This window comes from Shewanella sediminis HAW-EB3, from assembly GCF_000018025.1.
Taxonomy (GTDB): domain Bacteria; phylum Pseudomonadota; class Gammaproteobacteria; order Enterobacterales; family Shewanellaceae; genus Shewanella; species Shewanella sediminis.
Genome location: NC_009831.1, coordinates 1,186,381 through 1,200,406 on the forward strand (window position 1 = coordinate 1,186,381; position 14,026 = coordinate 1,200,406).

General features: G+C 48.4%; 8 protein-coding genes. 4 read left to right on the top strand and 4 right to left on the bottom strand.

Features of this window, described 5'->3' with window-relative positions; all coding sequences use genetic code 11:
* The first annotated feature begins 61 nt into the window (after positions 1–61).
* Positions 62–3,316: a methyl-accepting chemotaxis protein gene (locus tag SSED_RS05145; RefSeq protein WP_049772103.1), complete on the top strand. Its 3,255-nt coding sequence runs from the start codon at positions 62–64 to the stop codon at positions 3,314–3,316.
* 179 nt (positions 3,317–3,495) lie between these two features.
* Here the strand turns inward: SSED_RS05145 and amrA are convergent, their stop codons facing one another.
* Positions 3,496–4,071, bottom strand: coding sequence for an AmmeMemoRadiSam system protein A (amrA, locus tag SSED_RS05150; protein WP_012141350.1), 576 nt, complete (start codon positions 4,069–4,071; stop codon positions 3,496–3,498).
* A complete protein-coding gene (gene amrB, locus SSED_RS05155) occupies positions 4,049–4,861 on the bottom strand; it encodes an AmmeMemoRadiSam system protein B (protein ID WP_012141351.1) in 813 nt (270 codons plus the stop codon). The genes amrA and amrB overlap by 23 nt, the downstream gene beginning before the upstream one ends.
* Positions 4,862–4,953: 92 nt before the next feature.
* Here amrB and amrS point away from each other — a divergent pair, with 92 nt between their 5' ends.
* The 3 genes from amrS (at position 4,954) to SSED_RS05170 (ending at position 10,075) form a co-directional block, all read left to right on the top strand.
* Entirely contained in the window at positions 4,954–6,045 is a 1,092-nt protein-coding gene (amrS, locus tag SSED_RS05160; RefSeq protein ID WP_041421979.1) for an AmmeMemoRadiSam system radical SAM enzyme, read from the top strand.
* 219 nt (positions 6,046–6,264) lie between these two features.
* On the top strand, positions 6,265–7,986 hold the full coding sequence (locus tag SSED_RS05165; protein WP_012141353.1) for a methyl-accepting chemotaxis protein: 1,722 nt from the start codon (positions 6,265–6,267) through the stop codon (positions 7,984–7,986).
* Between the two features lie 367 nt (positions 7,987–8,353).
* Entirely contained in the window at positions 8,354–10,075 is a 1,722-nt protein-coding gene (locus SSED_RS05170; RefSeq protein ID WP_012141354.1) for a methyl-accepting chemotaxis protein, read from the top strand.
* A 410-nt stretch (positions 10,076–10,485) separates the two neighbouring features.
* Here the strand turns inward: SSED_RS05170 and SSED_RS05180 are convergent, their stop codons facing one another.
* Together SSED_RS05180 and SSED_RS05185 are read right to left on the bottom strand one after the other, a co-directional pair.
* Positions 10,486–13,401, bottom strand: coding sequence for a valine--tRNA ligase (locus tag SSED_RS05180; protein ID WP_012141355.1), 2,916 nt, complete (start codon positions 13,399–13,401; stop codon positions 10,486–10,488).
* A gap of 15 nt (positions 13,402–13,416) precedes the next feature.
* Entirely contained in the window at positions 13,417–13,887 is a 471-nt protein-coding gene (locus SSED_RS05185) for a DNA polymerase III subunit chi (protein ID WP_012141356.1), read from the bottom strand.
* Positions 13,888–14,026 lie beyond the last annotated feature (139 nt).

Sequence of the window (14,026 nt, forward strand, 5' to 3'; positions counted from 1 at the left end):
AAACAGGGATCTTATGGAAGTTCAGATCCTTTTTTTATGGTGTCAGCAAAGGAGGCTAGCCATGAATCAATTTTTTAAAGATATGCCACTCGCCAGAAAGTTAACTCTTGTCCTATCTTTTATAGGTTTGTTTCCAGCCATAGTCATCGCCTCAATCGCTCTCTATAACAGTTCACAAGCCCTCTCCCATGATAAGTCTTCGGCTTTGACCGCTGTGGTCGAGTTAAAGACCAGCATTATCGAACAGTATTTTGCTACTGCCGAATCTCAACTTCGCAACTTAAGCCGCAGTGGACTGGCTCACCGGGCGCTGGAGGCTTTTTCCGGTGGCTATCACTCCTATCTTTCAGACTCGAGCGAACCTTACAGCCTCCAATCTTTGTCAGCCTATTACCTGGATGAATTCAAACAAAAGTATGTTGCCGAGACTCGCACCGAGATAGATGGCACCGGGCTGGTGGCGGCTCTTTCGCCAACAGCTAAAGCGTTACAAACGACCTATATCAGTCTCAATACTCACCCTCTAGGAGAGAAAGATAAGCTCATTGATAGCGGTGGTGATACCGCCTATGAACGTGCACATAATCAGTTTCATCGAGACTTTAGCAGTTACGTTTCTGAATTTGGTTATTACGATATTTTCATTATCGATGCCGCCAGTCATGATGTGGTCTATTCGGTTTATAAGGAGCTGGATTTTGCGACAAATTTACAGGCCGGCCCCTATAAAGAAAGTGGCTTAGCCAAAGCTTATAGGCAGGTGATGCAAACCCAAAAAGTCTCCTTCGTTGATTACTCCTCCTATACCCCTTCCTATGAAGCACCGGCAAGCTTTATAGCCAGCCCTATTTGGGCAAATGGAGAGATAACCGGAGTACTGATTTTTCAATTGCCTTTAGACAGAGTGAGCCAGGTAATGAGCTCAACATTTGGTTTAGGTGTTACGGGAGAGTCGTACCTGGTCGGTGATGATAATAAGATGCGTTCAGATAGCTTTTTTGATAAAGCTTTTTCGGTCAGCGAGTCCTTCAGCCAAGGCGAGGCGAATCTGGTTAATAGCCTACAGGTTCAACAAGCGTTGAAGCGTGAGTCCGGTTTCATCGAGAGCACTAACTACCGCGGAGACGATGTCGTCGCGGCCTTTGCGCCATTGGATGTTATGGGGACGCAGTGGGCTGTAATCGTAGAGCAGAGTTCTGAGGAGGCTTATGCTGCAATATCTTCGCTGAAGTTACTCTTTATTGTGATGGTCGTGGGGTTACTGATACTGACTCTGCTGGTCGCGATAAAATTTGGACGCTCTATTGCCTCTCCGATACAGGAGCTATCGACCTTTATCTTAGAGCTGAAGAGACAGTGGCGTTTCTCTATGCGAGCGCAGGTGCGCAGCCAGGATGAAACGGGGCAGGCTGCTACGGCCTTAAATGAGATGTTGAGTTCGCTCGATCTCGCGGTTCAGGATATCAACGGTACTGTTGAGCAGCTTGCTAAGGGGAATTTTCGTCATCGTGTAAAAACCCCCTTAGTTGGAGACCTTAACGAGCTCAAGCAAACGATTAATAACTCTGCTCAATCGATTACGGAGTCAATCGATGATATTGGTCGAGTGATGGAGTCTATTCAGAAAGGGGACTTCACCCAAAGGGTCGAGGTTGAGGCCCACGGTCAGTTGAATGATCTGACTGATATGGTGAATAACACGGCGCAAACTACGGCGATATTTATTGAAGATGCCGTGAATGTTATACAGAAGCTGGAGAGGGGAGATTATAACGTACGGGTTAATGCCTCCGCTCAAGGTGAGCTTGCCGCATTTAAGCAGGCGATTAATCACAATATTGAAAATACCCAGACGATTATCGAAGAGATTGTCTCTGTGATGCAACAGATGCAAGAAGGGGTGTACGGCAAGCAAGTTGAATGTGACGCTCAAGGTCAATTAGCCTTGATTAAACATAGCGTTAATGCAGCATCCAATACTACTGATGAAATTATCAGAGAGATCATCCAGGTGATGGAGGGGTTAGCGCAGGGAGATTTCAGTCAGAATGTCACTGTGGAAGCTAAAGGCGATCTTGCTCGCCTTAAACTCAGCATCAATCAGGCTGCGTCCGGCTCGAATGATGTGGTCAATGACATCATCACTGTAATGAGGAAGATCGCGCGGGGCGAGTTTGAGCAGCAGGTGGTGGTTAATGCAAGAGGGCAACTGCTGGAGTTGAAAGATAGTGTTAATTTAGCCGCCATGACATGCGATCAAGTGGTTAAGGCCATATCTGAGGTGATGAATTCATTGGTTCATGGGCAGTTGGATCAGCGAGTGAGTATCGACACCGCCGGTGATTTTAATCAATTGTCTCAATCTGTGAACCTTACCTGTGACTCTCTGGAGTCCACTTTGGGTCAATCTAAGGACGTGATGGAGTCTGTGGCCAGAGGAGATCTGACTCAATCTTTTCAGCTTGAGGTTGAAGGTCAGTATGCCAGCCTGAAGCAGAGTATTAATCGTACGGTTGATAACCTTGTCTCCATGATTCAAGAGATCCGAAGTTCGGCAGATGTTGTTAATCACAAGACTAAGGATGCATCAGATGAAACCTCTGGTCTGAACCAGCAAGTCGATGAGCAAGTTGCCAGCCTGGAAGCCATCTCAAGTTCAATGACTCAAATGCAGGCCTCAATCGATAACTCTTTATGCAAGGCTCAGGCGTCGGCGGATATGTCTGTGCAAGCTTACCAGTTTGCGGTCGATGGCGAGCGTGTCGTCGAGCACGTGATTAGTGCGATGGAAGACATTACTCAGTCCAGCTCTAAGATGTCTAATATTATCGGGGTTATCGATGAGATAGCCTTTCAGACTAATCTGTTAGCCTTGAATGCGGCGGTTGAGGCCGCCAGAGCGGGTGAGCAGGGAAGAGGCTTCGCGGTTGTCGCGGCAGAGGTGAGAAATTTAGCCCAGCGTAGTGCCGATGCCGCCAAGGAGATCTCGGGGCTGATTAATGACTCAGTGGATAAGGTCAACGCAGGTGCAGGCCTGGTTACAGAATCGGGAGAGCTGCTTAAGCAGATCACCATATCGAGTGAGAATGTACGGGATAATGTAGACGAAGTCACATTGGCGATGAAAGAGCAGCAAAAACAAGTCTCTTATGTTACTCACTCTGTCGGGAGTGTCGATAGTAACATTCAACAAAGTGCCATGATGCTCGATAACCTCAATGGAAATGTTGGTGAAGTTAAACAACAAGCGGTCAATTTATTGAATCTGATTGAGAAGTTTCAGCTACGCTCATCGAGCATACTTAAAGTGGTGTGACCGACGGCTCAATATTTGATAGTAGAAAGGGCCTTGTCTGTTCGAATAGTCAGTTCAAATAGCCCCTTTGAAAGACCTTTCTACTTGCCCCTGTGGGTCTCTTCGCCAGTTTATTCACAAACAATGCTTTCAGCTTTCTAAGATGCGCTATTCATTAGCGCGCTATTCATTAAAGCCCTCTACTCACGAAAATGCTCTACGGTGAATAACTCGACCCGCATATCATCAGACCAATGGCCGGAGGCCCAGCCACCTTTGCGTTTTAACTCCCTGATAAATTCTCCGGGCTGGGGGAGTTGCTCCCATACCTGAGGCAGGTAGACAGAACGATGAAAGGCATCGCTTAATACCACGCCGTATCGATGTTCTGCCAGATAACGAAGTAGTGCATCCTCATCCCTGATCTTTAACTGACTAAGGGGGGAGAGCACCGAGAGCTCAACCGTGAGCCGCTCCATTTGTGATGCAAGCAGGGGAAGAAACCGATTATCTTTAAAGGCGCTGCAAAGCGCCAGTTCGGGAATGCTCTTTGATAGGGGTCGATGACCTTCGATATCTCCCATACAACCGCTAAGATCCCCATCGAGAAATAGGGTGACAAAGCAACCGACATGGCGGGAGAGCAGGGCATCATCTGACAGGCTCTCAATGTCAGTTTGCTGCGGGGCAAAATAATCAACCAGGGTCTGTCTGGCCAAGGCTAACAGGCGTTGTTTCTCTTCTATGGTGAGATTAATACAGGGCGAAGCTGGCATAGCCTACCACCTTACTCTTATCACCGGCACTGTCGCCGGAGTTGAGGTAACATATTTGCTTAATGGCCAGCTCGTGGCGTTTAGCATACATGTTCAGCCCATTGAGGGCATAGCAGCCACAAGCCTGATGAGATGATATTTGCGTGCTTAAGTCCAATATCTGTTCACAGGTCTGTCTGTCGAGCCTGCAGGCCTCGTCATAGGTGTGGTAATGGCTGAGATCTGTACTCACCACTATCAAGGTATTTTCCCGTTGGCTAAACAGCTCCAGAATATCGGCCACCACAGAGGGGGAGCATTCACCCACCACGATGGGAAGCAATTTAAATCGCTGCAGACAAAGCTGCAAAAATGGCAGCTGCACCTCCAGACAATGTTCATCGAGGTGTGGTAGATCTGAGATGGTCACGGCGTCTAAGGCGCTTAACGCTTCATAGTTCTGCTGCTCAATGGGTATTTTCCCTAAGGGGGTCGCAAAGGTGTTGGCCTCGGGGAGGGCGCAGCCTTGGAGGTAGACTCGATGTGCCGGCCCCAGTAAAACCACCGTCTCTATCTTATTATCGTCAAGGAGGCGAGCGAAAGCGCGTCCGGCTACAGCCCCGGAATAGATATATCCCGCATGGGGAACGATGAGTGCCTTAGGTCGCTGCTTGCCGCCGGGCTTTATTCCCTGTTCACCGCATTTGTCGTTAGTCGCGCAGAGGAATTGTTTGATTTGAGCCGTCAGTTCGACGGGATCTGCCGGATAGAAAAGATCGGCCACGGCGGCCTGGCGAATCGAGCTCAACATTTGAACCTTCCCGAAGCTTAATAAGCAAATTTAAACTAGGCTTTAAGTATAGGTGATGCAGGAGGTCTGCGGTGAGTGCCGAAACCAATGTCATGAATATCAATAGCAATAGCAATAGCAACATTGTTCCCACCAAGTACTGGCATAAATTAGACGATGGGCGTATCCAGTGCGATCTCTGTCCGCGAGAGTGTCAGCTGCGCGATGGTAAACGGGGAGTCTGTTTCGTACGACAGAATCTCGATGGCATGATTAAGCTGACCACCTATGGACGCTCCAGCGGTTTCTGTATCGATCCTATAGAGAAAAAGCCCCTGAATCACTTTTATCCCGGAAGTTCAGTGCTCTCATTCGGTACAGCCGGCTGCAACCTCTGCTGTAAGTTTTGCCAAAACTGGGATATCAGTAAATCCCGTGAGTTCGATACCCTCAGCGCGAGTGCGAGCCCGGAGGCTCTGGCGCGAACGGCCGCGCGAATGGGGTGTAAGAGTATCGCGTTTACCTATAATGACCCGGTGATATTTCTCGAGTATGCCGTCGATGTCGCAAAGGCCTGCCGAGAGCATCAGATTAAAACCGTTGCCGTCACCGCGGGTTATATTAACCCTGAACCTCGGGTCGAATTTTTCAAATATATGGATGCCGCCAATATCGATCTTAAGGGATTTACCGAGCAGTTCTATCATAAAATCTGCTCAGGTCACCTCAGTGACGTACTCGATACCTTGCTTTATCTTCGTCATGAAACACAGGTCTGGTTCGAAATCACCACCTTGCTGATCCCCGGAGAAAACGATAGCTCCAAAGAGCTGGAGCAGCAGTGCAGATGGGTTCATGACAACCTGGGGGCGGATGTCCCCCTGCATTTTAGTGCCTTTCACCCGGATTTTCATATGCTGGATAAGCCAAAAACCCCAGCTTCGACCCTATTACGAGCTAGGGATATCGCCCTTCAACAGGGGCTCAATCATGTTTATACCGGTAATGTGTTCGATGTCGCAGGTGGCAGTACCTACTGTCCGGGTTGCAAGAAGCAGGTGATAAACAGAGATTGGTATGAGCTCGGAGAGTACCACCTTAACGCAGAGGGTAAATGTACCTATTGCGGGACTCAACTGCCGGGACGTTTCTCCGGTGCTCCGGGTCACTTTGGTCGTAACAGGATCCCGATTTCCATTGGTTGAGCATGATGCTCTGTGAGTCATGTTGAATATTTGTTTTTTTAGGTGTGACCCTCGTCACTTATTTTAACCCTTCCCTAACTAATGACTACCCAACAGGAGGTATTACTTTATGCTGGTCGCTATATTCGTACTGTTAAGACCAGTGCGTACTAGTACCAACAAAAATCAAAGCGCTTGAATATCCAAACAGAGATATTTAAAGAGATAACGGGAGTCATTATGTCTGCGGTAGATCACCTCACAGGGAATGTTCGGGTTCAACACTCCAATAACCAAACGAACGGATTGATGGATAAAATTAAATCGGTCCGGTTCCAGCAAAAGTTAATAGCATTCCTCACGATCATCTCATTTCTGTTTCTTGGCTACCAAGGCGTGACGGCAATGCAGCAGGCAGGCTCATCGATAGAGAGTCTGTATAACCAAGAGATGCAGCAGAGCATTCAGGCGACTAAGGTTCTTGAGGAGTTAGGCAGTGCCCGTAGTGGATTGCTGCTGGCATTTCAGCATGATCCAACTAACCCATTTTCCGAAATGCACAACCATGAAGTCGATAAACATATTGCCGATACTGAGAGCTCTATCCGAAGCCTTCATCAGATCATCGATAATGAGATCTTAGAATCACCACTGGCAGGAGATGAGCTGGCCAAGATAAAGCAGCTGGAGCGACTTCTTGATAAAGTGACAACATCGGGTTTCAATCCGGCTTTAGATGCACTGAGGCAGGGGGATTATCTGGGTTCCAATCGAATTTTACTGACTCAGATTAATCCTCTGTTTAAAGAGATCACTGCCGAGACGGAGGCTTTCCTGACGTTAGAATTAGATAAAGCCAAGATCAAGTTTGATGAGTCCCAATCGAGTGTTGCCACCTTTATTCCAATGGTCATACTCTTCTCTACTATAAGTATTTTAATCATTACTATTTCATCAACCTTGCTGATCCGTAGGGTTAGTAAGGCGGTTGTCGTACTGGAAGGTACGGCGGTCGACATCGCTAACGGCGATCTGACTAAACGCATAGAGCTGGGTGGAGACGATGAGTTTTCACATATTGCAGATTATGTGAATCAAATTGCCTACAGGTTTCAGCATGCGGTGCAAAATACCCATGATTCGACATCCCGCTTGGCGAGTTCGGCCGAAGAAAATTCAGTGGTATCGACCCAGACCCAACGTAACGTGGTCGATCAGCAGCAGCAGACCCAATTGATCGCAACGGCTATTCACCAATTTACGGCGACGGTACGTGAGGTGGCTCAGAGCGCCGCCGCAGCAGCGACGACGTCGGAAGAGGCTAATGGCGCCGCGACTAATGGTCAGAGTGTTGTCGATGAGAGCATTTCGGTCATAGAAACCCTCTCTAAAGAGATGGACAGTGCCACCGAAGCGATGAAGCTATTATCACAACATTCGGATGAAATTGGCTCAGTGGTCGATGTTATTCAGGGGATCTCAGAGCAGACGAACCTGTTAGCTCTCAATGCTGCCATCGAGGCCGCTCGCGCCGGAGAGCAGGGACGAGGTTTTGCCGTCGTGGCCGATGAAGTACGAAATTTGGCTAAGCGAACTCAGGACTCTACGGAAGAGATCCAGAAGATGATCCAGCGACTACAGCAAGGTGCCCGTGATTCTATGGTGATGATGGAACGTGGAACCGAGCAGGCGAAGTTGAGTGTCGATAAATCCCAGCAAGCCGGTGATGCGCTGCAGCAGATCATGGCCAGTATCGAGCAGATCAATGCTTTGAATGCTCAGATAGCGACCGCTTCCGAACAGCAGAGCTCGGTTACCGAAGAGATAAACCAAAACATCATCAATATCAGCGATATTTCGGATCAGACCGCAGCAGGGGCCGAGCAGAGTAATGTGGCCACTCAGGAGTTAGCTAACCTGGCCGAGTCGATGCAGCAGGAGATCGCCCACTACAGGGTGTAGCGTTATTTGAGCTACAATTTAGAACGAAAGAAGGGCTGTCGAGATGACAGCCCTTTTTTTATTCTTGCTACGGGCTACAAGGCACGGGCTGCGATATTCTTTATGTAGGAGCGGCTTTAGCCGCGAAGCCTTGGAGGTTGACTCGATGTGCCGCCCCCAGTAATACCACTGTCTCAATCTTATTATTGTGCGTTAAGAGACACTCATTCTTATGATGTGATAGGGCTCAACTCTTTTTACATTCCTTTTACTTTAAGCTACTTAATTGTAGGTAATGTACTAAGCTGATACCTATATTTGTATATCTAAAATTATTAAAAATGCCCATATTTAGCTGATCTGTCTTAGATATTAATAGGGAATCATTATGTCTGCTTTAATCGCTCAATCAGGGAATGGAAGTGCTCAAAGCTCCATCACATCGGGGTCTGGCCTTATGCAGCAGATAAGGTCAGTTAGGTTTCAACTCAAGTTAATTGTATTTCTTACGGTTATCTCTTTTATACTTTTGGGGTATAAGGGGATCACCGGCATGCAGGATGCGGGAGACTCTATCGAGAATCTCTACAGCCAGGGCATGCAGCACAGTATAAGGGCTGGTAAGGTGCTCAATGAGCTCGCAAGTGCACGCAGTGGACTTTTGCTGGCATTTCAACACGACCCGAGTGGCAAATTTTCAGAGATGCATAATCATCCGCTGGAAAAGCATATCAAGGATACCCAAGCCTCTATCAAGCTGCTGCATCATATCGTTGATAATGAGATTTTAAGCTCTCCTCTGGAAGCTGAGGAACGTGAGCAAATTAATCGATTAACTGAGCTGCTGGATAAGGTCACCATTTCAGGATTTGAGCCCGCACTCGATGCGTTAAGAAGGGGAGAGTATGAGGAGTCGAATCACGTATTACTGACTCAAATTAACCCTCTATTTAAGAATATCACCACAGAAGCGCAGTCATTTTTGGATCTTCAGATCGCCGAAGGGGAAGAGAGTTTTGAACAGTCTCAGGAGAATATGGCTTCCTTCATTCTGTTAGTCGCTATGCTTTCCTGCATCAGTACCCTGATTATCAGTATCTGTTCTATTATGATTGTCAGACGAGTTAACCAGTCAGTGACGCAACTTGAAAATACTGCGGTCGATATCACTAATGGCGATCTGACCAAGCGTATCAAACTGGGTGGAGATGATGAGTTTTCACATATTGCAGAGTTCGTGAATCATATTACTTCCAGATTTCAAAGTGCGGTGCTAAATACCCATGATTCGACATCCAGGTTGGCGAGTTCTGCCGAACAAAACTCTGTGGTTTCGACTCAGACCCAACGAAATGTGATCGATCAACAACAGCAGACTCAGCTGATCGCAACGGCTATTCATCAATTTACGGCGACGGTACGTGAGGTGGCTCAGAGTGCAGCTGCCGCTGCAACGACGTCGGAAGAAGCGAATACTGCTGCCTGTAATGGTCAGAGTGTTGTCGATGAGAGCATCAAGGTCATAGAAACCCTCTCACAAGAGATGGACAGTGCGACCGAGGCGATGAAGCTACTGTCGCAACACTCAGATGAAATTGGCTCTGTGGTCGATGTTATTCAAGGGATCTCTGAACAGACTAACCTGTTAGCACTCAATGCTGCCATCGAGGCTGCTCGCGCCGGTGAGCAGGGGCGAGGCTTTGCGGTCGTGGCCGATGAGGTTCGTAATTTAGCTAAGCGTACTCAGGACTCCACGGAAGAGATCCAGAAGATGATCCAGCGACTACAGCAAGGTGCTCATGACTCTATGGTGATGATGGAACGTGGAACCGAGCAGGCGAAATTGAGTGTAGATAAGTCACAGCAAGCCGGTGATGCACTGCAGAAAATTATGGCCAGTATCGAACAGATCAACGCCCTGAATGCACAGATCGCAACCGCTTCCGAAGAGCAGAGCTCGGTTACCGAAGAGATAAATAAGAACATCATCAATATCAGTGATATCTCAGATCAGACGGCAGCAGGGGCCGAGCAGAGCAATGTGGCTACCCAGGAGTTAGCTAATCTGGCTGAGTCTATGCAGCAGGAGATCGCGCAGTATCGGGTGTAGTGTTATTTGATGAAATTGAGAATGCAAAAAGGGCTGTCGGGATGACAGCCCTTTTCTTGTATTGGTGCGAGGTTCGAGGCACGGGGAACGGGGAACGGGGAACGAGGCACGGGCTGCGACATTCTTTATGTAGGAGCGGCTTTAGCCGCGAATTCTTAAAGGCTACGAGCCACTCGACTATAACAGTCGACATTCTTTATGTAGGAGCGGCTTTAGCCGCGAATGTTTCAGAATTCAGCTGTTGTTTTTGGTTTAACTTATTAGCTTATCTGTTCCCGGTAAAAGCGTGGGTTCCGGCCAACAAGATGCCGGAATGACGGAACACGGGCAATAAAAAAGGCAGCCTGATGGCCGCCTCTCTTTGCTCTGTCTTGAACTTAAAGCTTACAGCTCAACACTTATCGCTTCTTTTAACCTTCCAGCTTAGCCAGTTCCGCTTTCTGCTCGGTTAACTTCTCAATATCGCGCTGGTACTCGGCTTGCTTAGCACGCTCTTTCTCAATCACGGCAGCAGGTGCTTTTGCCACGAAGCCTTGGTTAGAGAGCTTACCTTCGATACGCTTAAACTCACCGGCCGCTTTCTCGAGTAGCTTGTCGATACGAGCGACCTCTTTAGCCACATCGATTAGGCCTGCCATAGGGATAAGCAGCTCCATATCACCAATCAACTGAGTGGTAGACATTGGGGCTGTTTCACCGTCGGCAAGAACTGTCATAGACTCAAGCTTAGCCAACGTCTTGAAGAAGGTCTGGTTCGCCTCGAGGCGTGCCTTGTCCTGCTCGCTCACGCCGCGAAGAAGGGCGTTAAGTGGCTTAGATGGTGCAATGTTCAGCTCGGCGCGAATGTTACGTACCGCAGTGATCACCTGCTTAACCCACTCAAGATCTTCCATCGCTGCGTCATCAACCTTGTCCGCTTGATATTGCGGGAACTCAGCCAACATAAGAGTATCACCTTCGACGCCAGCGAGTGGCTGTACACGCTTCCAGATAGTCTCTGTCAGGTAAGGCATCATCGGGTGCATCAGACGCTGCATCTTCTCGAGTACTGTCACAAGCGTATGACGTGTACCGCGAAGCTGAGCCTCTGTGCCACTTTGCATCACTGGCTTAGTCAGCTCCAGGTACCAGTCACAGAACTGGTTCCAGGTAAACTCATAGATGGTATTAGCCGCTAGGTCGAAGCGGTAGTTCTCCATATGCTCGTCGTAGGCTTTAACGGTTTCATTGAACAGACCGATGATCCAGCGATCTGCAAGAGATAGCTCCATTTCACCCGGCTTGCCGTCAACTAAGATTTGACCGCAATCTAGTGCTTCGCCAATTGCATCGTCAGCGGCATCTTCAACTTGAACTTCGGTATTCATCAACACGTAGCGTGATGCGTTCCAGATCTTGTTACAGAAGCTGCGGTAACCATCGAGACGCTTCATATCCCAGTTGATATCACGGCCGGTTGATGCCATAGACGCTAGGGTGAAGCGTAGCGCATCGGTACCGTGGGCTTCGATGCCTTCACTAAATTCTTTACGTGTGCTCTTCTCTATTTTTGCTGCAAGCTTAGGCTGCATCATGTTGCCGGTGCGCTTAGTGACCAGTGACTCAAGATCGATACCGTCAATCATGTCCAGTGGGTCGAGTACGTTACCCTTAGACTTAGACATCTTGTTACCGGCTTCATCACGGATAAGACCCGTAACATAAACCGTCTTGAATGGTACCTGTGGCTTGCCGTTTTCATCTTTGATGAAGTGCATGGTCATCATGATCATGCGGGCAACCCAGAAGAAGATGATGTCAAAACCTGTCACCAACACATCGGTTGGGTGGAAGGCTTTAAGCTCTTCGGTGTTCTTTGGCCAGCCCAGTGTAGAGAAGGTCCACAACGCAGAGCTGAACCAGGTATCGAGCACATCGTTGTCCTGGCGAAGTACCACTGAATCGTCAAGCTTATGCTTAGCGCGAACCTCGCTTTCATCACGTCCAACATAGACTTTACCCGCTTCGTCATACCAAGCCGGGATACGATGTCCCCACCAAAGCTGACGTGAGATACACCAGTCGTTAATATCACGCATCCAAGAGTTGTACATGTTCTCATACTGCTGTGGCACAAACTTGATGTCACCATTATCAACGGCTTCCATCGCTGTTTTAGCCATAGGTGCAACCGAGACATACCATTGGTCGGTAAGCAGTGGCTCGATAACCACGCCAGAGCGATCGCCATAAGGGACTTTCAGTCCGTGTGGGTCGATCTTACCCAGCAAGCCAAGCGTCTCGAATTCGGCAACAATGACTTTACGAGCCTCGAAGCGGTCGAGACCGGCATAGCGCTCAGGCAGGCTGTTATCTAATTCATTGTTAGCCGTGCCATCTGTGTTAACCACTTCTGCAGATGAACGAATCGCCGCATCGAAGGTTAAGATATTATACATTGGCAATTCATGGCGCTTACCGACTTCATAATCGTTAAAGTCGTGGGCCGGGGTGATCTTCACACAGCCGGTACCGAACTCCATGTCGACATAATCGTCGGCAACAATTGGGATAAGACGGTTAACGACTGGCAGCAGGATGAACTTGCCGATCAGTGACGCATAACGCTCATCATCGGGATGAACCGCAACGGCGCTGTCACCCAACATGGTTTCAGGACGCGTGGTCGCCACTTCTAAGTAGTCTTTACCGTCGGCAGTTAACGCGCCGTCGGCAAGTGGGTAGCGAAAATGCCACATGCTACCTTGCTTCTCTTTGTTCTCAACTTCGAGATCTGAGATAGCGGTGTGCAGGGCAGGGTCCCAGTTAACCAGGCGCTTGCCACGATAGATAAGGTCATCTTCGTACAAGCGTACAAATACTTCCTGTACCGCTTCAGACATACCTTCGTCCATGGTGAAACGTTCACGATCCCAATCAACCGATGCGCCAAGGCGACGTAGTTGCTTAGTGATAGTGCCGCCGGACTCGTTCTTCCAATCCCAGATACGGTCGATGAACTTCTCACGGCCTAAATCGTGACGATTCAACCCCTCTTCGGCGGCGACTTTACGCTCAACCAACATTTGAGTCGCGATACCCGCATGGTCGGTACCGACCTGCCAAAGGGTGTTTTTGCCCTTCATACGCTGATAACGAGTCAAGGTATCCATAATGGTATCTTGGAAGGCATGGCCCATATGCAGACTTCCCGTCACATTTGGTGGCGGGATCATGATGCAATAGTTGCCCTGCGACTCATCGCCATGTGGCTTGAAGTAACCTTTCTCTTCCCAGCTTTGGTAGAGAGACTGTTCAATAGACTGCGGATTGTATGTTTTTTCCATGGGAGCGTATGCTTCTCAAACTAAATTAAGTGGTTGTTTTGCTAAATCCTGGGTGTTCAATGTAACTCCCAGGCTCCGATACTGCCGATATCGATCGCGGGCGATCGCTTTATGGCTGGTATCGTTGGCAACGAAATCGATAATCTGACCAAAGTTTACCGCAAATGAGGGGACTTGGTCTGCAAGATTAATCAGAAGATGACGATTTTTATTGGGACCCAGCTTATCGAAGCCGATTTCAACCGGAGCACCGGTGGTGGGTCCTTCCCCTTTCAAATTATGGGGAACGAAAGAGCGCGGTTCAAACTGCCATAAAAGTTCATCGATGGCATAGGCCTGCTCTCTATCCTGGCAGTGAAGATAAACCAGTTGCTGCTGCATAAATGCCTGCTGAGCCAGTTCACAAGCCAGATGATACATCTGCTCTAATGCCGTTCCCGAGCTTCGAGGCTCAGTTGGCATAAGATAAAATAGGGTCTGTGTCATAGTTAGGCTTATTCAGCGGACGAAAGAGGAGATTTTACACTAGATGCGGCTAGTGATCAGCCACTTTTTCTGTTCTCCGACTTCCATTTTTGTCATCAAGGTTTATTGTGGCGTTTAGCTTTGATTTTAACTTTTTTTG